Genomic DNA, 22462 nt, shown 5'->3' on the forward strand with positions numbered 1-22462 from the left:
CTTTTAATCTTAAAAAAAATAAATAAAATACAATTCAATTTATAAATTTTCAGATCAGACTAGTTTGATCTGAAGCATCTAATCGAATAAAAATGAATAATAAAATGGTAAAAGACCAAATAGAAGAACCTCCGTAACTAAAAAAAGGTAATACAATTCCTATTGTTGGAAAAAGACCCATAACCATTCCTAAATTAATGAAAAAATGAAAAAAAAGAATATTTCCTACAGAATATCCAAAAATTCTTCCAAAAATATCTTTCTGTCTTTCAGATAAAAAATATATACGACTTATGAACAATAAATAAGATACAATTAAAACAACACTTCCTAAAAAACCCCATTCTTCTCCTACAGTACAAAAAATATAATCCGTATGTTGTTCAGGAACAAATTTTCCTTTTGTAATAGTTCCTTTTTGATATCCTTTTCCAAAAAATTTTCCAGATCCAATAGCTGTTTTGGAATATAAAAGATTATATCCTACATTTTCTCTATATTTTCTGTCAAATTCATTTTTAAATAGGATATTTATCCTATCTTTATGATGTTTTTTAAAAAATTTTTGATAGAAAAATGGGGAAATCAAAACAAAAGTAGAAAAAAAAATAAAGAATAAAATATGAAAAAATAAATCCCTTATGGATATTTGTTTCTTTTTTATAAAAAAAATCCATAAAAGAATTATAGAAAGAGAGAATATAATGATCCATGGAGAAATATTTAACGAAAGAACGAACAAAAAAATCAAAAAAAATAAATAAAATATGAAAAATACAGACAATCCTTCTCTATATAAAGTAAGAATAAAGGAAGAAAAAACTATAGAAGAACCTGGATCTGGCTGAAAAAATATTAACATTGTAGGTAATATCAATATTACAAATATATATAATAGAGTTTTCTTATTTTTTTGAATATCTTCTTGACTCATAAGACGAGCTATTATTAAAGAGGTTGATATTTTGGATAATTCAGAAGGTTGAAAACTAATACTACCAAAAACATACCAGGATTTTGATCCATTTATATTCTTACCAAAAAAGAATACTCCTATTAAAAGAAATAACGTAAATAAAAAAAAGAATGGAGAAAAGTATTTATAATGTATAGGTTTCAAAAGAAAAACAATAAATATGCAAACCAAACTAAATAAAATCCATATCAATTGCTTTTCCGCTTTTTCAGAAGAAACAGAATAGAGGTTCATACATCCAAAAAAAACTATGAAACTATAAATTGTTACAATCCACCAATCGATATTTACTAATAATGTTTTATTTCTTTTGATCAAGAGAATATTTTGTATTTTTTTTATTATATACTTTCATTCTTGCTATGTAATCATACACATTTTTTAATCCTGAAGTCATTATTCTTTTCTCAATATTTATTCTATTTTTATGTACATGATTTTTAATATATTTTTCTGCAATAAGGCTAGCTATAGGACCAGCCCAACGTGATCCAAATCCTCCATTTTCTATTATAACAGAAATAGCTATTTTAGGATCTTCTACTGGAGCAAATAAAATAAAAATAGAGTGATCAGGAAGAGAGATCGACTTTTGTTTAATCTTAATAAAATTTTGTGATGTTCCAGTTTTTCCAGCCATTCTAATATCTGAAGATTTAAAACTTTTTCCAGTTCCAATCTCAAAAACTTTTTCCATTCCACTAATGATTAAATCAAAATATTTTCTTTCTACTTTAGTCTTTTTAGCAATAGTATAATTTGGATTGGTTATTGGTTTGTTATTAATACTCTTTACAATATGTGGAGTGTAAAAAAAACCTTTGTTTGCTATAGCACAAACCATATTAGCTAATTGAATAGGAGTAACATTAATTTCTCCTTGTCCAATACTATTGGAAATAATAGTGAGAGCATTCCATTTTGTGTATCCATATTTTTTATTGTAATAATCTCCAGATGGAATAACTCCTTTTTCTCCAGTAGCTAAATCATTGTATAAGTAATTTCCAAAACCAAAACTTTTAATAATATCACTCCATTCATTAACTCCTTTCGTTAAATTTTTTGGATATTTTTCAATTACACGTTTATAAACTTGTGCAAAATAATTGTTACAGGATACAGCTACAGCAGTTTCTATTCCTATTGGAAATCCATGAATTCCAGAATGACAATGAATTCTTTTTTTTCCATATCTAAAACCATTATAACATATAAAAGTCGTGTTCTTATTTACAACACCCATTTGAAGACCTGCTAATTCCGTTAACAATTTAAATGGAGAAGCAGGAGAATAACGAGCTTGTGTTGTTCTATCAAATAAAGGATAATCTATTGTGTTTTTGATTAACTTTTTAAACTCTTTAGAACGATTAATTCCTACAAACAAATTAGGATTGTTAATGGGACTGGAAACTAAAGATAAAATTTCGCCATTTTTAGGATTAATAGCCACTATTCCTCCTTTTTTTTGATACATGAGTTTTTCTGCATAATTTTGTAAATTCCAATCTATAGTTAAAGAAATATCATTTCCACTAATAGCTTTAACATTATTTTTCTTGTTATTGTAGCTACCTATAATACATCCATTCTTATCCCTTACCCAATATCTTACTCCTTTTTTTCCTCTCAATATTCTCTCATAGGATTTCTCTACACCAGCCCATCCAATAAAGTCCCCTATTTGATAATAATGAGTTTCTTTCTTAAGATCTTTTGGACTAACTTCCCCTATATATCCTAAAACATTAGCAGAACTTTCTACCTTATAATCTCTAAGAGAACGTTTTGTCCAATCAAAACCTTTATACTTATAAAGTTTTTCTTGTATTGTAGCAAATTTTTCTTTGGAAATAAAAGGAAGAAAAACAGATGGTAAATATTTTGAATAAGATTTTGCTTTTCTTAAATTTTTATGAAAAGTCTCTTTTTCTATTCCTACAAGATTACAAAATTCTATGATATTAAAACGTTCATCTATCAATATGGGAATGACTATTAACTCATAAATGGATTTATTGAAAACCAATAAGTGATTATTGCGATCAAAAATAGAGCCTCTTTCAGGAATAATAATTTCTTGCTTTATAGAAGTATTAAAGGCATTTAAAATATATTTTTCAGTATATATTTGTATGTAAAATAATCTAATTATAAAAATTAAACCTATAGTTCCTAATAGAATATAGAAAATATATAATTTTTTCAATGTTTAATTTTTCTAAAGAAAAAATATATAATACACAAAATAGTTGTAAAAATACTGCTAAATATAGTTTTTAATAAAATAATTTTGCTAAAATTAGCAATTTTAAATATTTCCAATACAAACAAGGAAAGATGATGTGTCATTACTAATGAAAATATATAAAGTGTTTTTCGAATGAATGGTAATTCATAAATAGAAAAACTACTTATATTAATGAAATTTTTTCCATCAAAAAATTGTAGAAATTTTAATCTAAAAAAAGCGGAAATAGTAGTAGAAAACGCATGATTTCCTCCAGTATTCATGAATTTATCTATAATAAATCCAATTGTAAAAGATAAGAGTAAAAAAATGAATCTATTTCCACGATATGGATAAACTAATACAAAAAGAATATAGATATAAGTATATAATCCGAAAAATATAGGATTGAATATAGATATTTGAATCAAACAAAGAAAAGAAATAAAAAAAGCATATACAAAAAAATTTTTGATGAAATTCATTACTCATGTTCAACTTTATGAAGTTGAATATTATTCCATTCTTTTTTAAATAAATTTTTTACCACATAAGCATTTTCTATAGTGGAAAAATTTGCAAAGAGTTTTACTTTTATTACATAATTTGCATGTTCTTCATCAAATCTATAACCATAAACTTTTCCAATAGGGATTCCTTCAGGAAAGGTAGCCGATTTTCCATCTGTTTCCACTATATCTCCTTTATTGAAAATAGAATGTCTAGGAATGTCATACAGTACAACATATTCATGATCTAATCCATCCCAACTTACCGTTCCAAAATATTTATTTTTTTTCAATCTTGCATTCACTTTAATTTTTGGATTTAATAGAGAAATAGCTATACTAAAATGCGGTGAAGTTTTTACAATAATTCCTGCTATTCCATCAGATAATATTATTCCCATATCTGTTTCAATTCCATCTAAACTTCCTTTGTTAATAGTGATATAATTCTCCTGTCCATGTATACTGTTATTTATAATTTTTACAGGAGTAAAAATATACTGTTGTAAATAATCAATATTTTCTTCTTTAAAATCTATAGTATATTTTTTTATTTTAGAGGATATAAGAGAATGGCGTAATCTTGCATTTTCATTAATAAGTTTTTCATTCTCAATATCCAAAAATAAATATCGACGTAATCTATAAATGTTTTTATAAATATTTCCAATGAAATTGGAAGAATTTGTATCAAAATATTGATTCAAATTTATCTTTGAAAAAGAAAGAAGAAGAGCTGTATATTCTAATAAAATAAAGAAGATCAAAAAACGCCATTTCATAAATAAATGAAAAAACTCACGCATATTGCACTATCTCATCAAAAATGTAAATTTATCAATATTTTTCAAAGCAACTCCTGTCCCTTTAACTACAGCCCTCAAAGGATCCTCTACTAAAGAAACAGAAAGACCTGTTTTTTTAGATATTCTTTTATCTAATCCTCTTAAAAGAGATCCACCCCCAGCCATATATATTCCAGTTTTATAAATATCTGCAGCTAGTTCTGGAGGAGTACTAGAAAGTGTTTCCATAACTGCATCTTCAATTCTTAGAATGGATTTATCAAGAGCCGGAATGGTTTCTTTGTAAGAAAGATTCATTTCTTTTGGTTTTCCTGTAGGCAAATCTCTTCCTTGTATGTGGATATCTTCCGGAGGATTTTCAATAGATTCCATAGCTGCTCCTATATCTATTTTTATTTTTTCTGCAGTTCTTTCTCCAATATATAGATTGTATTTAGTTCTAAGAAAATAGGATATATCATTAGTAAAAACATCTCCAGCTATTTTTATGGATTTTTGACAAACTATACCTCCTAGAGCTATTACTCCACATTCTGTAGTTCCTCCACCAATATCAATAATCATATTTCCTTCAGCTTTTGTCACCGATATTCCAGAACCAATAGCTGCTGCCATCGGTTCCTCAATTAAATAAACTTCTTTTGCATTAAGATGTTGTGCAGAATCTTTTACTGCTCTTTTTTCTACTTCTGTTATTCCGGATGGAATACAAATAACCATGGTTAATGATGGAGTAAAAAATTTTTTATTTATACCAGGAATTTTTTTTATGAATTCTCTTATCATTAGTTCTGCAACTTGATAATCGGCAATGACTCCGTCTTTTAATGGTTTATATATTTTAATATTTTCATGAGTTTTTCCTTGCATCTTTTTTGCTTCTTCACCTACGGCTAATACTTTTTTAGTTCTTATATCTATAGCTATTATTGAAGGGAGATCTACTATGACCTTATTGTGATGCATAATAAGAGTGTTTGCTGTACCTAAATCTATAGCTATTTCTTGAGTAAATAGATTCCTCATAAAGTCAAATGAACCCATTTTTTATTGAATATTCACTCAATTTAAAAATATTTTTACAAACAATCAGTATATTATCATATGAAGGAACACAAAGTATTTTTATTTCAAGGAAGTAATAAAGGAAATAGAAAAAAATATTTAGATGAATCATTGTCCTTAATTTACAAAAAGATTGGAAAAATAGTTCAAAAATCTTCTTATTTTGAAAGCGAAGCTTGGAATATGAATAAAAAAACATATCCTTTTTACAATAGGGCATTGTGTATAAAAACATTTCATTCTCCTATTGATCTTTTAGAAGAAATTTATGATATTGAATCTTGCATAGGTAGAACTAATAAAAGTGACTTATTTTCTTCTCAAGAAAAATATAAAGATAGAGAAATTGATATAGATATTTTGTTTTACGATCACATGGTAATCCAAAGTTCTATTTTAACTATCCCACATCCTTTGTTACATTTTCGTAGATTTGTTTTAGAACCTATGTGTGAGATAGCCCCAAAAAAATATCACCCTATATTTCATCTTACTGTCTTGGAAATGTTAGGAGTTTGTATGGATGATTTAAAAATTAAAAAACTAGGTAATTTTATTCCATAGTTATTATATTATATTACGAAAAAAAAATTTTAATTAAGTTGTTTCAAAAGAAAAAATGGATTTTCACATCCGAAATAATATTGTTTTCTTTTTTGTCCACCATTTTTACTTTTTCTAATGAAAAAAGAAAATATTTTATTTCTCTCATAGAGGATATAGAGAAAGGAAAATCTTATTTAGAAGATTTTTCTACTACAAAAATACAATCAAACAGAATAAAAGAAGATTTTTCTACTACAAAAATACAATCAAACAGAATAAAAGAAGATTTTTATGCCGATAAAAATATAAATTTGACTTATAATCTTGCTGTCCAAGAAAAAGATCATGTTGATGATAATAGTAAAAAAGTCATTGATACAACTGATCCATTTTTTATGGATCAAAAAGAAAAAAACAATAAGAGGATGATCTCATATGGAAATAAAAAAGAGGAAATAGGATACAAATATTCATCTTATGAGAGAAAAGAATTTAACGAATCCAATAGTTTTTTTTTCATTAGAAAAAAAATTTATGATATGAACCTAGAAGGAGGTTTTGTTCATAAAAATGAAGGAGAAAAAAAATTAATAATTCCAACAATTAGTTTTTTTATGCGTCAACAACCTTTCTTGAAAGAAAAAAATCCTTTTTTTAGTACTTTAATTATGGATTTTCATATTTTTGCATACAATTCCATCAATTATCATCCAATTTTTTCTGATACAGGAATACGAACTGGAATAAATACTAGCATAAATATAGAAAACATTTTTCCTGTTTCTACTTGTTTTACAATACATCCAAAAATGAATTACAAAGGTTTTTTTGACACTTTGGATTGTGGATCAAATATTCTATTATTTCAAACGATAGAAACATCAACAGATCTACTATTTACAAAAGAATTCTTAAAATTAAAAAGAAGCTCACTATTCAACAACATAGAATCTATGTTGTCTTTTGGTATTATCTACCGAACCAGTTCTATTGAAAAAAGAATCAATATTGTACTGAATAATAATTGTAAAATAGAAAATAATTTAGAAAAAAAAAAAATACTTGATTTTTTTCAGATAAAGACTTCTTATATTTTCGATGATAAATCTTTCAAGTGGAAAAATTTCCATTTTATAGGATCTACTGATCTTTTTACAAATTGTTTGAAATATCAAGGTGGATTAAACTTTTATGAGGAAGAAGAAGAAATGTATTTTAACTTCCATTTTAAACATCAAATGAATCCTTTTCATAAAAAAAAGAAATATCGAAAAAAAGGAAAGAATTGTTATGAAGAATTTTTCTTTGAACAGGATAATTATGTTATGTTTCCTATTCCATTGGATATAAAAATTGACTTAAGTTATAAAAATTCTTTCAATCAAGAAGAATTGTTAAAAAAATCATTTTTATTAAGAATAAATGGATTTATAGCAAAGTATTGGAATATGGAAATGCAAATGGAGTACAATCTATTCCAACATAGAATGGATCTTTTCAAAATTAGTTTTTACAGAAATTTAAGAAACTTAAAAATGAATTTTAACTGGTATCCCATAGGAGGAGTAGATCATCGTTACTGGTCTTTTTTTATTGGGGAAAATGAATCATGAAAAAAAATATATGAATTGTAATTAATTTATTTTCCTTCATTATGAATACAAAATATCTTTTTTTGTTAGTTTTTCTTCTATTATTTTTCCTAAATTTTAATAAAGGCTATTCTTTCTTTAAGAAGAATAAAAATTCTTTGATCAGAATTATTCATTCTGATTTTATACAAAAAAAAGAAAAATTACATGATGATGCTTTTTTTTTTATAGGTCATGTTCATTTCCAATATAATGGATATCAACTTTTTTGTGATAAAGCTATTTATGAAAGAAAGAATAATAGATTTTATGGATATGGAAATGTTCAGTTAAAGTCATACAAAAAAAAATTTTTTTCTCATAAAATAGAATTTTCCAAAAATTTTGAAAATATAAAAGCTTCAGGTAAAGTGATTTTATTGCAAAATAATATAAAATTAACAGCAGATGTAATTAATTATAACTTTAGAAAAAAAATATTTCAGGCAATAAAAAATGTTTTTTTAATTTTGGATAAATTACGATTATCTACCAATATTTTAGAATACAATCTTAGACTTAAAAAATTTTCTTATAAAAAAGGAGGTTTTATTTCTTATAGAAATTATTTTTTATATAGTCAGGAAGGATTTTTTTTTCCTATAAAGAAAAGAGCCCTATTAAAAAATAAAGTAAAATTAATCAGCAAATATTATACTGTATATTCTAATTCTATGGAATGTCTATTTCCGGTAGATAAAATTACTTTTTTCAGCCATACTATTATGGTGGATAATAAAAATAGAGATAATTTTTTCTATACGAAAGGAGGTTTTTTTCTTATAAAAAAAGAAATTTTTTTATCCAAAAAATATTGTAGTATACATTATAATGGAAAAATAGTTCAAGGAGATTATTTATTTTACAATCACAAAAAAAAATATGGATTAATAAAAAATGTTTTTTTAGAGGATCCGAAAAAAGGATATTCTTTTATGGGAAAAAACGGATATTTTGATTTTAATTCTGGATTATTCTCTTTAAAGAAAGATACAATAGCTGTAGTAATAAAAAAAGATTCAAAAAAAGATCCCATTTTTATTTATTCTGATATTATCAAAATAAATTTTCAAAAAAATTCTACATATTTGATTCAATTTTTTTCTGTTCAAGGAATTTTTTTAAATGAAGAACTTCAAGGAAAAAGTGATTCTTTGGTTTATAACCCATCTAAAAATTACATTCAATTTTATGGAAATCCAATTTTTTGGTTAAAAGATCAACAGATTACTGGAAATTCCATTTATATGAAGTTGAAAAAAAATATCTTTTCATTAGATTTTTTTAAAATCATAAAAAATGCCTCTTATATAAAAAAAATAGATTCGGAAATATTTAATCAAATACAAGGAAAAATTGTTACAGGTTTTTTTGGAAAAAAAAATCTTTTGGAAAGAATTTTAATCCAAGGAAATATTCAAGGTATTATTTTTTCAAATCAATTTTATTGTGAAAATCTATATATAGATTTAAAAAATGGAAATGATGTAAAAAGGATTTTCTGTTTAGAAAAAGCAAATTCAGAACTTTTCAAAAAAAAAGAAAAAAATTCCTTATTGATTCCTCTATTTTCTTGGAGGGAAAAAGAGCAACCTACAAACAAAAAGTATTTGTTTTATAACAAAATGAAAAAATTTAGACAAGAAATTTTATTAGAAAAAAAAGAGATCAAAAAAATTTTTTATGAAAGAATTAGAGAATGATTTTATTCAATATCAAGCTCAAGTTACATCCAATCCGATGAAAATAGTAGTAGATCATGCAGAAGGAAATTATATTTATGGAAAAGATGGAAAAAAATACTTAGATTTTGTAGCCGGTGTTTCTGTTAATACATTAGGACATGGAAATAAAAAAATAAAAGAATCCATAAAGAATCAATTGGAAAAATATTTGCATACTATGGTTTATGGAGAATTTGTACAGGAACCTTGTGTAAGGCTTTGTCAAAAATTATCAGAGATTACTCCATATCCACTAACAAAAACTTATTTGGTAAATTCAGGAACTGAAGCAGTGGAAGGAGCCTTGAAATTAGCAAAGTGTTATACAGGAAGGGAAGAAATCATTTCCTGTAAATTATCTTATCATGGAAGTACACAAGGGTCTATGAGTGTTATGGGATATGAAAAAAAGAAAAGACCTTTTCGTCCTCTAATTCCATTAGTTAAATTTATAACATTCAATCAAGAAGAAGAATTAATTGATTCTATTACCAATAAAACTGCTTGTGTTATTTTAGAAACAATTCAAAGTTCTGCAGGTATTGTATTACCTACTCATTCCTTTCTAAAAGAAGTAAAAAAACAATGTAAAAAAAAAAATTCTTTGATGATTTTGGATGAAATACAAACAGGATTTGGAAGAACTGGTAAGTTTTTTGCTTTTGAACATTATGGAATTGTTCCTGATATTTTAATTATGGGAAAAGGAATGGGAGGAGGAATACCTATTGGTGGCTTTATGTCCTCAAATGAAATCATGAAATCTTTTTATGATCAAGTCCCCCTTGGACATTTAACGACTTTTGGTGGAAATGCGTTAGCTGCAACAGCTTCTCTAACTACATTAAATCAACTTAATGAGTCTAATATTATTGATAATATTTCTATAAAAGAAAAATGGATTAGAAAATATTTAGTTCATGATCAAATAAAGAATATTCATGGAAAAGGTCTTCTTTTATCTTTTGAATTGAAAAATAAAAATCATATTGAAGAAGTTTTACAATCTTGTATAAAAAAAGGATTAATCTTATTTCGTTTTTTATTCAATAGTAATTCTCTACGTATTTCTCCTCCATTGACCATAACAAAGGAAGAAATCCAAAAAGGATGTTCGATTATTATAGAATGTTTGAATGATCTTCAAACAAAATAAAAAAAATGTTTTTTTTCTTGTTTTCAAAAAAATGAGATACTTCATTGAATTAGCTTATAATGGAAAATATTATCATGGATGGCAGATACAAAAAGAGGTAAAGTCTGTAGAAGAAAGATTAGAATATTGTCTATCCAAATTATTGAAAAAATCTATAAATGTGGTAGGAGCAGGAAGAACGGATAAAGGAGTACATGCCCAACAAATGTTTGCTCATTTTGATTTTGAAAATAACATAAGTCCTAATCTAATTAGGAAACTAAATATTTTTTTACCTAGATCCATTCATGTTTTCAATATTTTTCCAGTAAAACAACATATACATGCTAGATTTAATGCTATAAGTAGAATCTATAAATATTATTTAACATGTGAGAAAAATCCATTTATTCAAGACTTTTCTTGGTATTGTTTTTATCCATTAGATATTGAAAAAATGAATCATGCTACTAAAATTTTAATGAAATATAGAGATTTTAGTTCTTTTTGCAAAAAATATAGAAAAAAAAGAGTAATAAATAATATATGTAAAATATACTATGCCTATTGGTCTAAAAAGGATACTAACTTTTGTTTTACCATTGAAGCTAATCGATTTTTAAGGAATATGGTACGATCCATAATAGGAACATTGATTGATGTAGGAAGGAAAAAAATTAGTATAGATAGATTTATAGAAATTATAGAATTAAAAAATGATGTTTATCCTCGTAGTACAATAGTTCCTGCATGTGGATTGTTTCTAACTAAAATTATTTATCCAGAGGACATTTTTTTATGAAAAAAAAAATATCTTCCTTAAAACAATTTTTAAAAATAAGTTTTCATTATAAATATATTCTGATAGCAATAATCAGTCTCTCTCTATCAATATCTTTTATATCGGCTTATCGTCCTAAGTTAATACAAAAAGCTATAGATGTACATATAGTTTATAAAGATTTTTTTGGACTTAAAAATATTTTACTATGGATTAGTTTTCTACTTTTTTTAGAAAGTGTATTTCATTTTATTCTATTATATTTATCCAATATTTTAGCTCAAAACGTTATTGAGAAAATAAGAATTCTTTTGTTTGAAAAATTCCTATATTTCAAGACTTCTTTTTTTAACAAAACTCCAATTGGAAAATTGGTATCCTATTATGTTTCGGATATAGAAACAATTACAGTTATATTCAACGATGGAATATTGCTTGTATCTGGAGACTTTTTAAGAATAATGATGATTCTAATTATGATGTATACAGTGCATAAAAAATTAGCTATTATTGTTTGTTTTACTATTCCTTTTATGTACTTTATTACTCGATTTTTTCAGAATACATTAAAAAAAACTTTTCATGAAGAACGTGTACACACTTCACGTTTGAATAGTTTTTTACAAGAAAAAATTATAGGAATGCCTATAATACAAATTTTTCATAAAGAAAAAGAAGAATATTTAAAATTTAAGTCTATCAATTATAAATTGATGAATGCACATTTTAAAACAATTTTTTATTTTTCTATTTTTTTTCCAATAGTGGAATTTATATCTGCTGCTTCAATAGGTTTTGTAATATTTTACGGAGGATTTCATGCAATTAAAAAAGTAAATATCGAACCAGGAAAGATTATTGCTTTTATTTTTTTTATTTACCTTCTTTTTCGTCCAATGCGTCAAATAGCAGATAGGTTTAATATTATACAAAGAGGAATAGCTGGAATAGAACGTATATTTTCTATATTAAATTCGGAAGAAACAATTATGAATAAAGGAAATATACAAATCAAAAAATTAAAAGGACATATTATTTTCAATAATGTTTATTTTTCCTATTTAAATCATGAAGAAATGGTTCTTAAAGGAATTTCTTTCGAAATATTTCCTGGAGAAAAAGTTGCTATAGTAGGATCTACAGGATCTGGAAAATCTACAATTACACATTTAATTTCCAGATTATACGAAATAAAAAAAGGAAAAATTTTCATTGATGGATATTGTATTCAAGATATAGAACTTAAAAATTTAAGATCTCATATAAGAGTAGTGACACAGGATGCATTTTTATTTAATGATTCCATTATTAATAATATAACCTTGGGTAATCCTTCAATTAGCGTAGAAAAAATAGAAAAAATGGCAAAAAAAATAGGCATACATAGTTTTATAAAATCCTTGCCCCACGGATATAAATATATTGTAAAAGAAAAAGGAGATATTTTATCACTTGGAGAAAAACAATTAATTTCTTTTTTAAGAGTACAAATTCATCCTTATTCTATCCTTATTTTAGATGAAGCAACAGCTTCTTTGAATAAAGAATTGGAAAAATCGATTTATCATGCCATAGATTCTTTGACTAAAAAGAGAACTTCAATTATTATCACTCATCGTCTTTCTACATTAGAAAATGCAGACAAGATTTTAGTTTTCAATAAGGGTTTTCTTGTAGAAAAAGGAACCCATCAAGAATTGATCCGATTAAATGGATATTATGCAGAATTATACAAAGAAACATTGAATAAATAATTTACGGACAATTCCGTTATTTTTTGATAAAATTTTTCTACATACTGGTTATTTTTTATTGTTTCAGTAAATTTTTCCAAAAGTTCTTTATTTACTTTTTTATTATTACAAAAAGTAGATCCTTTCGGATATAAATAAGGTCTTATTTCGGAATCTAAGATTAGATTATTCCCTATCCTAAGAAAATAGTTGTTAAACTAATAATTTGCAATTTACAAATTTAAAACAAACATGAAAAATGACTTTGATGGTTAAGAATATATATAAAAAATATAAAAAAAAATACGTTGTAAATAACGTAACTTTTCATTTAAATCCTGGAGAAATAGTTGGATTAATTGGTCCTAATGGAGCTGGAAAAACAACCTCTTTCTATATGATTGTAGGACTTATAAAACCGTATCGAGGAAAAATTATTCTTAATGAAGAAGATATAACCAATTATCCGATTCATCAACGTTCTAGAAAAGGAATAGGTTATTTGGCTCAAGAGCCCTCAATATTTAGAAAATTGTCTGTGGAAGACAATATTTTATGCATATTAGAAATGCAAGAAAAAATTGATCAAAAAGAAAATAAAAATAAAATGGAACAACTTATGGAAGAATTTGGATTGCAAGATATCCGAAAAAATCGTGGAGATATTCTTTCTGGTGGAGAACGTAAACGAACTGAAATTGCTAGATGTTTAGCTATAAATCCTAAATTTATTCTTTTAGATGAACCATTTTCTGGAATAGATCCAATAGCTATGGAGGAATTACAAAGAATTATTCTTTCTTTAAAAAAAAAAAATATTGGTATATTGATAACGGATCATAATGTACAAGAAATTTTTTCTATAACAGATCGTCTTTATTTAATGGTTGAAGGGAAAATATTAAAGGAGGTCTATTCTCAAGAAGAATTGAGACAAGATTCTATGGTAAGAAAAGTTTATTTAGGAAATAAATGAATCATCGTTTTATAGGTCCAGAAGTAGAATTATTTCTCAATGGAAATCCTCCTAATATTGTAAAAAATAAATATTTTTTTTATGGAAAAAAAATATTTGCTGTGGACGGAGCTTTTTATTATTTAAAAAAAATGGGAATAAAAGTTGATTTTATTAGTGGAGATTTTGATTCCATTCTCAAAAAAGATCTTCCTTTAAAAGATGAAGTTTTTGAAACTAACAATCAAGATATAACAGATTTTGATAAAGCTTTGCGAATAATCCATCATAAAGGTTTTTTGAATGTAAATGTTTGGGGAGCTGGAGGTAGGGAACAAGATCATTTTTTAGGGAATCTATCCACTGCTTTAAAATATAAGAAAAAATTATCCCTAATTTTTCATGACGATTATCATTCTTATTTTTTTTCTAATAAAAAAACATTTTTTTATCAGAAAAAAAATAAGATCATTTCTCTTTTTCCATTTCCAAAAGTAGAAGGATTATTAACTTATGGTCTAAAGTATCCTATCAATGATGAATCATTTCAAATAGGCAAACGTATAGGAATCAGAAATAAAGCCATTGAATCGAAAATAAAAATAATTTATAAAAAAGGAGAATTATTAATTTTCTTAGAAAAATAAATTGTTTATTTTATCATATCATATATATTTGTTAATTTTTAGGATTATTTCATCCGTATGTTTTTTTAATGAATGATTGATTGTATTCAACATATGTATTGAAAAATGAACGTACCCATGATAAGTCATGTTACAAACATGAGCTGTTTGTTGTATGGGACGCAAAAATTCATCTATAGTGAAATTATTTCTTTCTCCTGCATGAAAAGTTTTTTTTTCTGAACCAGTAGTAATAGAAACCAATAAATGTTTCCCAGAAAGTATTTTATTTTCATTATTGTATAAGTTTGTAAGAACTTTATCTTTCCATTCTTTTAAAAGAGATGGATAACTATACCAATAAAGTGGAAATTGAAATACTATAAATTTTACGTTTGAAATAATCCTGATTTCTTCCTCTATCCGAATTTTAAAATTCGGATAAATGTTATACAATTTCCTTATAATGATATTTTTTTTACTTTTAATATTCTGTACAATATTTTTGTTTAAAACAGATTTTTCTATATTGGGATGAGCTACTAAAAACAAAATTTTTTTTTCCATGATTGAAAAATCAATTAAAAATTAATACGATTCAATCCTCTTATCATACTTTGTATGTGATTAGCAGATTTCTTCAACAGATTTATTTCTTCTTTATTTAATTGTAATTCTATAATTTTTTCCATTCCCGATTTTCCTAAAACAATTGGAACTCCTAAACACATATCTGTAAACTCATATTCCCCTTTTAAGAAAACAGAACATGATAAAATTCGTTTGGAATCATTAAGAATGGATTCTACCATTTTAACAACAGAAACACTAGGAGCCATCCACGCAGATGTCCCCAATAAATTAACAATCTCTTCTCCCCCACTTTTAGTTTTTTCAATAATAATCTTATTTTTTTCTTTCGACAATAATTCAAAAATAGGAATTCCTGATATAGAAGTATATCTGTATAAAGGAACCATAGTATTTCCATGCCCTCCTAATAATAATGTTTGTATATCCATAGGAGAACAATTTAATTCTTTGGATAAAAAATAACGATATCTAGTTGAGTCCAATATACCTGCCATTCCCATAACACGAGAAGAATCCACCTTTGCGGTTTTATAACAAACATAGGTCATCACATCCAATGGATTAGAAACAATTATAAATTTTGCTTTAGGAGAAAAATGGATGGATTTATTAGTCACAGAATGAATAATTTCTGCATTAGTATTTACCAATTCATCACGGCTCATTCCTGGTTTTCTGGGAATTCCAGAAGTAATAATAATTATTTCAGAATTTTCCGATTTTGAATAATCATTGGTAACACCAAGAACCTTAGTATTTGATCCAACAATGGATAACATCTGAGATATATCTAGACTTTTTCCTTCCGCTAATTTTTCTTTCCTATCCAATAAAATAATTTCTTTGACTATTCCTTTATTAGCCAATAAACTAGCACATGAGGCTCCCACATTTCCTGCTCCAATAATAGTAATTTTCATAATAAAAATTTTATCAAAATATGAATTTTTTCAACGATACTTTATAAAATATTTTTCTAACTTTACATAAATACAATTTATATTTTTATGAATGAGAATTTTTTTAGGAAAAAATTCTATTCCAGACATATAGGACCTTCTTGTGAAGAAATTTATGAAATGTTGAAAATATTACAATGCAAATCCATAAAAGATTTAATTAATAAAACAATTCCAAAAGAAATACGTTTAAGAGAACGATTAAAACTTCCTAATTCCATTTCTGAATATCAATATTTAAGTCATATTTATAAAATTAGCAATAGAAATAAAATTTATCGTACTTATATAGGTTTAGGATATAAAAATACTATAACTCCAGCAGTCATTCAAAGGAATATTTTAGAAAATCCAAGTTGGTATACTCCTTATACCCCTTATCAGTCTGAAATATCTCAAGGACGTTTGGAAGCATTGATTAATTTTCAAACTATGATTTCCGATCTTACTGGAATGAAAATTAGTAATGCTTCAATGTTGGATGAAGGATCATCTACGGCAGATGCTATGTTAATGGTTTATAAGGAAAGTTTAAAAAAAAGAAGGATAACAAAAAAATCTCCCTATTTTTTTGTTTCAAATGAAATTTTTCCACAAACATTATCCATTATAAAAACAAGATGTTACGGATTAGGAATAAATTTAATTGAAGATTTTCATGAAAACTTAAAAAAATATAAAAAGAAAGAAATATTTGGGTTATTATTACCTTATCCTTCTTCTTCAGGAGAAATCTATGATTATCGTGAAACAGTTCTATATGCAAAAAAGAAGGAAATATCAGTGATAGTATCCACAGATCTATTATTTTTAACTTTATTAAAGCCTCCTGGAGAGTTTCAAGCAGATGTTGTAGTAGGATCAACCCAATCTTTTGGAATCCCTATGGGTTATGGAGGACCTCATGCCGCTTTTTTTTCCACTCATGAAAGATATAAACGATTTATTCCAGGAAGAATTATTGGAGAATCTATAGATAGGAAAAAGAAAAAAGCATTTCGTCTTTCTTTACAAACAAGAGAACAACATATAAAAAGAGAAAAAGCGACTTCTAATATTTGCACCTCTCAAGTATTACCTGCTATAATGGCTTCTATGTATGCTTTATATCATGGACCAAAAGGTCTAAGATTTATAGCAGAAACTATTCATAAATATACTCAAAAACTTGAATTTTTGTTGGTAAATACTATTGATGGAATAGATCAAATGAATCTATTTTATTTTGACACTCTTAGAATAAAAATAAAAAATCATAAAATTTTTTCTTTAGAAAAATTAAAGAGAGTCTCCGAACGTAAAAAAACTAATTTCAGATATATAGATAAAAATCATTTAACAATTACTTTAGACGAAACAACTCTTGAAGAAGATATTCATCATATAGTTTCTATTTTCCGTGAAGTTGGGTTAAGTAAAAAAGATACAGAAAAAAAATTTTTTAATAATAAATATAAAATACAAAATTCTTTAAAAAGAACCTCTAATTTTTTAGAACATCCAATTTTTCATAAGTTTCATTCTGAAAATGAACTTATGCGTTATATTAAAAGGTTAGAAAGAAAAGATCTTTCATTGAATCATTCTATGATCCCTTTAGGATCATGTACTATGAAACTCAATGCATCTTCAGAATTATTTTCTTTGAGTCAATATGAATGGAGGAACATTCATCCTTTTTCTCCTAAAGATCAGACAAAAGGATATCAATTAGTTATTCAAAAATTAGAAAATTATTTAAAGGAAATCACTGGATTTTCTGGAGTTTCCTTGCAACCAAATTCAGGAGCTCAAGGGGAATATGCTGGTCTCATGGTTATAAAATATTATCATCATTTTTTACAAGAGGATAAAAGAAATATAGCCTTAATTCCTTCTTCGTCACATGGAACTAATCCTGCTTCAGCAATGATAGCTGGGATGAAAGTGGTTTTAATTCTTACTAAAAAAGACGGATCTATTGATAAAAATGATTTGTTAAAAAAAGTAAAAGAAAATAAGGATTTTTTATCCGTATTAATGATTACTTACCCATCTACTCATGGAGTTTACGAATCGAATATAAAAGAAATAATAGACATAATTCATGAACATGGAGGCTTGGTTTATATGGATGGAGCAAATATGAATGCACAAATAGGATTAATGAAACCAGCAAAAATAGGAATAGATGTATGTCATATAAATCTACATAAAACCTTCGCTATTCCTCATGGAGGAGGAGGTCCTGGAATGGGTCCTATTTGTGTAGCCAAACATTTAAAACCTTTTCTTCCCAATCATCCTTTTCTTCAAAAAAAGGAGACTGACAAAAGAACAACATTAACCATATCTTCTTCTCCATACGGATCTCCTTTAATTCTAACAATTTCTTATGCATATATTCGGATGCTCGGTCCAAATGGACTTAAAAAATGCACCGAAATATCTATATTAAATGCCAATTATATAAAGGAAAAATTAAAGAATTATTATAAAATACTGTTTGTTGGAAAAAACGATACAGTAGCACATGAACTGATTATAGATTGCAGAATGTTTAAATCTATTGGAATAGAAATCATGGATATAGCAAAAAGAATGATGGATTATGGATATCATGCACCTACCATTTCTTTTCCTGTAGAAGGATGTATGATGATAGAGCCTACAGAAAGTGAATCTAAAGAAGAATTAGATCGTTTTATTGAAACACTTATAAATATACGTAAAGAAATTGACGAAATAGAAAAAGGTCTTTTTTCTTCAAAAGAAAATGTGTTAAAAAATGCTCCACACAGTTTATCTTCCTTAACGGAAGATAATTGGATGTATCCTTATACTAGAGAAAAAGCTGCTTATCCATTGCCTTGGGTAAGAGAAAGAAAATTTTGGCCATCAATAGATCGGATCGATGATGGATATGGGGATAGGAATTTTATTTGCACATGTACTTAAAAGGATTTTTTCAATTTGGAATATGGAGTAATATTTATAGAATCGAATATTTTTTTTTCGTATTTAAGTAGTCCAGTGATAGCTATCATGGCTCCATTATCTGTAGAATATTTTTTTTTTGGAATAAAAATTTTCCATTTTTTGTTTTTTTTTGCAAAAAGAATAAAACAACGTCTAATTTCATTATTAGCTGAAACTCCTCCTGCTAAAGCAATCCTGAAGATTCCTGTCTTTATAGTTGCTTTCTTCATTTTTTCCAAAAGTATTTCGGCTATAGTTTTTTGAACGGAAGCACATAAATCGGATAAATTTTTTTTAATGAAAAATGAATCCTTTTTTGATTGATTATTTAAGAATTGAAAGACATGACTTTTAAATCCACTAAAACTAAAATCTAATTCATTTACGTATGGTTTTGAAAACATAAATTTATTGGAACATCCATTCTTAGAAAAATGATCCAATAAAGGGCCACCAGGATAAGAAAAACCTAATACTCTAGCTATTTTATCAAAGGCTTCTCCTACAGAATCGTCTAAAGTGGATCCTAATATTTCCATTTTAAAAAAATCATTGACTTTTATTATTTGGGTATGTCCACCACTAATCATTAAACATAAAAAAGGAAATTTTGGAGAATAATTATTGATATTTGCTTTTTTTATAAAATGTACAAGAATATGTGCCTGTACATGATTCACAGTTATTAAAGGAATTTTTAATCCCATTGAAAAAGATTTTGCAAAAGAAACACCTACTAATAAAGATCCCATTAGTCCTGGACCTAAAGAACAGGATACAGCATTAATCTGATATCTATTTATTTTTGCAGAAGTAATAGCCTTATCGACAGCTAAAAATAGATTTTTTTCATGAAATCTTGAAGCTAATTCTGGAACTACTCCTCCATATTCCTTATGAATTTTTTGTCGTAGAATGACATTGGATAATACACATCTATTTTGTTGAATAATAGCAACAGCAGTATCATCACATGAAGACTCTATTCCAAGAATTAATTTTTTTTTCATAAAATCAATAATGATTTTTTACTAAAATATAATAAAAAGTTTAAGTTATTGAACGGCAATAAAAAAAATTCATTTTAAAATATGATTTTTGATTCTTCATGAATTACGTAAAAATTAAAGTTTTGTATCTTGGTTTTTTTAATACTTTATGCTTGATGAAAAAAAAATATTATCCATTTTTTATAAATGTTTATAAAATTTTATAAAAATATCGTAGATAAGATTATTGTTACATTTATTGCTATTCTATTATTGACGTTTTTTTTTCCAAGAAAAAAATTTTTTCAATACGAATTCTATGAGGGAAAAATTTGGAATTACGAAGATCTATTTTCTCCTTTTAATTTTGTAATTCCAAAAAATAGTAAAGATATTTATTTGGAAATAATGAAATTAAAAAAAAATAGAGAAATTTATTGCAATAAAAATCCAAATGTTTTCATAATTACAAAAACAAAATTAAAAAAATTTCCATTTATAAGAAACAATAAATTTTTATATAAAAAAATTCATAATATTCTAAATATTATATACCAATATGGATATTTGGATTCTCATGATATCACAAAAAGAAATAATATTTCCTTTATTTTTTATCAAAAAAATAAATACTGGATTCCAGTATCGTACAACAAAATTTATACTTTCTACAAGGTCAACGACCTTATTGAAAAAAAAGTTCATGGAAATAATAATCGGAGATTAAAAAAAATATTGAAAAATATTATTGTACCAAATCTTTACTATAAAAAAGATTATACGGAAAAAATTTTCCATGAAAAAATAAAATCCATTACAAAGATAAAATATTCTATTGTCAAAGGAGAAAAAATTATCAAAAAAAATGATGTTATAGATGGAGATAAATTTAAAATATTATCTTTTTTTATAAAAGAATATGAAACTAGAATATGGAATAAAAAAAAATATTATGGGTTGATTATAGGACATTTTTTAATGATAAGTATTATATTTTCTATATTACTTTTATATCTTTTTTATTTTCAAAATAAAATATTTAAAAACAATAGGAAAATAAACTTCTTAATAATCAATATTTTATTTATATCGCTGATAACAATTATTACTTTAAAATATAATTATAAAATATTATATTCCATTCCATTTTGTATCATTCCTATAAGTATTCGTGCTTTTCTTAATTTAAATTTGAGTCTTGTCATCCATTTAATAACTATTTTATTATTATCCTTAATTGCACCAAATGGCTTTGAATTCTTTTTCCTTCAAATTATTACAGGTTTCTTAGTAATGTTAACGAGAAAAAGTATTTATAAAATGGCTAATTTATTCTTTTCCGTAGGAAAAATAACTTTTACTTATATAGTCACTTTTTGTTCACTTACTTTAATACGTGAAGGGACTTTAGAAAAAATATCCTTATATGCTTTTTATCCATTTTGTTTTAGTGGGGTACTTACTTTATTAGTTCATCCTTTGATCTTTCTTTTCGAAAGATTATTAAATCTTACTTCAGATATTTCATTGTTAGAACTTTCCGATACAAATACTCCTATATTAAGATTGTTATCCAAAAATGCTCCAGGTACTTTACAACATGTTTTAACAGTATCCAATATAGCAGAAGAAGCTGCCTTTTCTATTGGGGCTAACTCGTTATTAGCAAAAATAGGAGGAATTTATCATGATATTGGGAAGATAAAAAATTCTATTTTTTTTACTGAAAATCAGTATAATATAAATCCTCACAAAAGTCTGAGTCCAAAAGAAAGTGCTAAAATCATTTTGGAACATGTTTCAATTGGAATTGAATTAGCTAAAAAATATCACTTACCTGATCCTATCACAGATTTTATACGAACACATCACGGAAATAGTGTCATTCATTATTTTTATGAAAAACAAAAAAAAGAACATCCAAATGTAGTAGTAGATGAAAAACAATTTCAATATTCTGGACCTAAACCTTTTTCTAAAGAAACGGCTATTGTTATGATATGTGATTCTGTAGAAGCTGCTTCCAAAAGCATAAAAAATCCATCCAACAAAGATTTAGAAAATTTAGTGGAAAATATTATTAATAAACAAAAAAAAGACAATCAATTTTCCAATTCCGACATAACTTTAAAAGAAATAGAAACAATAAAACAAGTTCTTCAAAAAAAATTAATAAATATTTATCATCCTAGAATAGGATATCCTAATTAAGTAAAATGTTTGGATTTGTTTATTTAACGGA

General features: G+C 25.6%; 18 protein-coding genes. 10 read left to right on the forward strand and 8 right to left on the reverse strand.

Annotation, left to right across the window (positions count from 1 at the left end):
• Positions 1-49 precede the first annotated feature (49 nt).
• Genes rodA through MADAR_RS00070 form a run of 5 tightly spaced genes read right to left on the reverse strand, consistent with a single transcriptional unit; the run spans position 50 to position 5568 of the window.
• Positions 50-1294 carry a rod shape-determining protein RodA gene (gene rodA / locus MADAR_RS00050; RefSeq protein WP_014158499.1) on the reverse strand — a complete coding sequence of 415 codons (1245 nt, stop codon included), beginning with the start codon at positions 1292-1294 and terminating at the stop codon, positions 50-52.
• Complete coding sequence (gene mrdA / locus MADAR_RS00055) at positions 1278-3188, reverse strand: penicillin-binding protein 2 (RefSeq protein WP_014158500.1); 1911 nt, start codon at positions 3186-3188, stop codon at positions 1278-1280. The genes rodA and mrdA overlap by 17 nt, the downstream gene beginning before the upstream one ends.
• Positions 3185-3694: a hypothetical protein gene (locus MADAR_RS00060; protein WP_014158501.1), complete on the reverse strand. Its 510-nt coding sequence runs from the start codon at positions 3692-3694 to the stop codon at positions 3185-3187. Before MADAR_RS00060 ends, mrdA begins: the two co-directional genes overlap by 4 nt.
• Entirely contained in the window at positions 3694-4500 is an 807-nt protein-coding gene (mreC, locus tag MADAR_RS00065; RefSeq protein WP_238523415.1) for a rod shape-determining protein MreC, read from the reverse strand. The genes MADAR_RS00060 and mreC overlap by 1 nt, the downstream gene beginning before the upstream one ends.
• Before the next feature lie 30 nt (positions 4501-4530).
• On the reverse strand, positions 4531-5568 hold the full coding sequence (locus MADAR_RS00070) for a rod shape-determining protein (protein ID WP_014158503.1): 1038 nt from the start codon (positions 5566-5568) through the stop codon (positions 4531-4533).
• A 60-nt stretch (positions 5569-5628) separates the two neighbouring features.
• Here MADAR_RS00070 and folK point away from each other — a divergent pair, with 60 nt between their 5' ends.
• The 8 genes from folK to MADAR_RS00110 all read left to right on the forward strand — a co-directional run bounded on the left by folK (position 5629) and on the right by MADAR_RS00110 (position 14741).
• Positions 5629-6153, forward strand: coding sequence for a 2-amino-4-hydroxy-6-hydroxymethyldihydropteridine diphosphokinase (folK, locus tag MADAR_RS00075; RefSeq protein WP_014158504.1), 525 nt, complete (start codon positions 5629-5631; stop codon positions 6151-6153).
• Positions 6154-6245: 92 nt separating this feature from the next.
• On the forward strand, positions 6246-7748 hold the full coding sequence (locus MADAR_RS00080) for a hypothetical protein (protein ID WP_148256085.1): 1503 nt from the start codon (positions 6246-6248) through the stop codon (positions 7746-7748).
• Between the two features lie 41 nt (positions 7749-7789).
• Positions 7790-9469: an OstA-like protein gene (locus MADAR_RS00085; RefSeq protein ID WP_014158506.1), complete on the forward strand. Its 1680-nt coding sequence runs from the start codon at positions 7790-7792 to the stop codon at positions 9467-9469.
• Complete coding sequence (locus tag MADAR_RS00090; RefSeq protein WP_014158507.1) at positions 9450-10646, forward strand: aspartate aminotransferase family protein; 1197 nt, start codon at positions 9450-9452, stop codon at positions 10644-10646. The genes MADAR_RS00085 and MADAR_RS00090 overlap by 20 nt, the downstream gene beginning before the upstream one ends.
• Before the next feature lie 31 nt (positions 10647-10677).
• Positions 10678-11427 carry a tRNA pseudouridine(38-40) synthase TruA gene (truA, locus tag MADAR_RS00095; RefSeq protein ID WP_014158508.1) on the forward strand — a complete coding sequence of 250 codons (750 nt, stop codon included), beginning with the start codon at positions 10678-10680 and terminating at the stop codon, positions 11425-11427.
• Positions 11424-13160, forward strand: coding sequence for an ABC transporter ATP-binding protein (locus MADAR_RS00100; protein ID WP_014158509.1), 1737 nt, complete (start codon positions 11424-11426; stop codon positions 13158-13160). The genes truA and MADAR_RS00100 overlap by 4 nt, the downstream gene beginning before the upstream one ends.
• Before the next feature lie 238 nt (positions 13161-13398).
• Positions 13399-14115 (forward strand): LPS export ABC transporter ATP-binding protein, encoded by a 717-nt coding sequence (gene lptB, locus MADAR_RS00105; RefSeq protein ID WP_014158510.1) that lies wholly within the window; start codon positions 13399-13401, stop codon positions 14113-14115.
• On the forward strand, positions 14112-14741 hold the full coding sequence (locus MADAR_RS00110) for a thiamine diphosphokinase (RefSeq protein ID WP_014158511.1): 630 nt from the start codon (positions 14112-14114) through the stop codon (positions 14739-14741). Before lptB ends, MADAR_RS00110 begins: the two co-directional genes overlap by 4 nt.
• 18 nt (positions 14742-14759) lie before the next feature.
• Here MADAR_RS00110 and MADAR_RS00115 read toward each other — a convergent pair whose 3' ends face one another.
• Both MADAR_RS00115 and mdh read right to left on the reverse strand, forming a co-directional pair.
• Positions 14760-15287: an NAD(P)H-dependent oxidoreductase gene (locus MADAR_RS00115; RefSeq protein WP_014158512.1), complete on the reverse strand. Its 528-nt coding sequence runs from the start codon at positions 15285-15287 to the stop codon at positions 14760-14762.
• A gap of 14 nt (positions 15288-15301) precedes the next feature.
• Complete coding sequence (mdh, locus tag MADAR_RS00120) at positions 15302-16234, reverse strand: malate dehydrogenase (protein WP_014158513.1); 933 nt, start codon at positions 16232-16234, stop codon at positions 15302-15304.
• Between the two features lie 87 nt (positions 16235-16321).
• Here mdh and gcvP point away from each other — a divergent pair, with 87 nt between their 5' ends.
• The gene (gene gcvP / locus MADAR_RS00125) at positions 16322-19210 is read left to right on the forward strand and encodes an aminomethyl-transferring glycine dehydrogenase (RefSeq protein WP_014158514.1); all 2889 of its coding nucleotides are present in this window, start codon (positions 16322-16324) and stop codon (positions 19208-19210) included.
• Here gcvP and tsaD read toward each other — a convergent pair.
• Positions 19207-20241 carry a tRNA (adenosine(37)-N6)-threonylcarbamoyltransferase complex transferase subunit TsaD gene (gene tsaD / locus MADAR_RS00130; RefSeq protein WP_014158515.1) on the reverse strand — a complete coding sequence of 345 codons (1035 nt, stop codon included), beginning with the start codon at positions 20239-20241 and terminating at the stop codon, positions 19207-19209. The genes gcvP and tsaD overlap by 4 nt on opposite strands.
• A gap of 186 nt (positions 20242-20427) precedes the next feature.
• Here tsaD and MADAR_RS00135 point away from each other — a divergent pair, with 186 nt between their 5' ends.
• Positions 20428-22431 (forward strand): HD family phosphohydrolase, encoded by a 2004-nt coding sequence (locus tag MADAR_RS00135; RefSeq protein WP_014158516.1) that lies wholly within the window; start codon positions 20428-20430, stop codon positions 22429-22431.
• The last annotated feature ends 31 nt before the right edge of the window (positions 22432-22462 follow it).

Source organism: Blattabacterium sp. (Mastotermes darwiniensis) str. MADAR, from assembly GCF_000233435.1.
Taxonomy (GTDB): Bacteria; Bacteroidota; Bacteroidia; order Flavobacteriales; family Blattabacteriaceae; genus Blattabacterium.

Excerpts from the sequence above, each read along its gene's own strand:
- tsaD (WP_014158515.1), bottom strand. The coding sequence starts at position 20,241 with ATGAAAAAAAAATTAATTCTTGGAATAGAGTCTTCATGTGATGATACT.
- MADAR_RS00085 (WP_014158506.1), top strand. The coding sequence starts at position 7,790 with ATGAATACAAAATATCTTTTTTTGTTAGTTTTTCTTCTATTATTTTTC.
- MADAR_RS00070 (WP_014158503.1), bottom strand. The coding sequence starts at position 5,568 with ATGGGTTCATTTGACTTTATGAGGAATCTATTTACTCAAGAAATAGCT.
- MADAR_RS00060 (WP_014158501.1), bottom strand. The coding sequence starts at position 3,694 with ATGAATTTCATCAAAAATTTTTTTGTATATGCTTTTTTTATTTCTTTT.
- lptB (WP_014158510.1), top strand. The coding sequence starts at position 13,399 with ATGACTTTGATGGTTAAGAATATATATAAAAAATATAAAAAAAAATAC.
- truA (WP_014158508.1), top strand. The coding sequence starts at position 10,678 with ATGAGATACTTCATTGAATTAGCTTATAATGGAAAATATTATCATGGA.
- mreC (WP_238523415.1), bottom strand. The coding sequence starts at position 4,500 with ATGAAATGGCGTTTTTTGATCTTCTTTATTTTATTAGAATATACAGCT.
- MADAR_RS00110 (WP_014158511.1), top strand. The coding sequence starts at position 14,112 with ATGAATCATCGTTTTATAGGTCCAGAAGTAGAATTATTTCTCAATGGA.
- folK (WP_014158504.1), top strand. The coding sequence starts at position 5,629 with ATGAAGGAACACAAAGTATTTTTATTTCAAGGAAGTAATAAAGGAAAT.
- MADAR_RS00135 (WP_014158516.1), top strand. The coding sequence starts at position 20,428 with ATGTTTATAAAATTTTATAAAAATATCGTAGATAAGATTATTGTTACA.
- MADAR_RS00100 (WP_014158509.1), top strand. The coding sequence starts at position 11,424 with ATGAAAAAAAAAATATCTTCCTTAAAACAATTTTTAAAAATAAGTTTT.
- MADAR_RS00090 (WP_014158507.1), top strand. The coding sequence starts at position 9,450 with ATGAAAGAATTAGAGAATGATTTTATTCAATATCAAGCTCAAGTTACA.
- gcvP (WP_014158514.1), top strand. The coding sequence starts at position 16,322 with ATGAATGAGAATTTTTTTAGGAAAAAATTCTATTCCAGACATATAGGA.
- MADAR_RS00115 (WP_014158512.1), bottom strand. The coding sequence starts at position 15,287 with ATGGAAAAAAAAATTTTGTTTTTAGTAGCTCATCCCAATATAGAAAAA.
- mdh (WP_014158513.1), bottom strand. The coding sequence starts at position 16,234 with ATGAAAATTACTATTATTGGAGCAGGAAATGTGGGAGCCTCATGTGCT.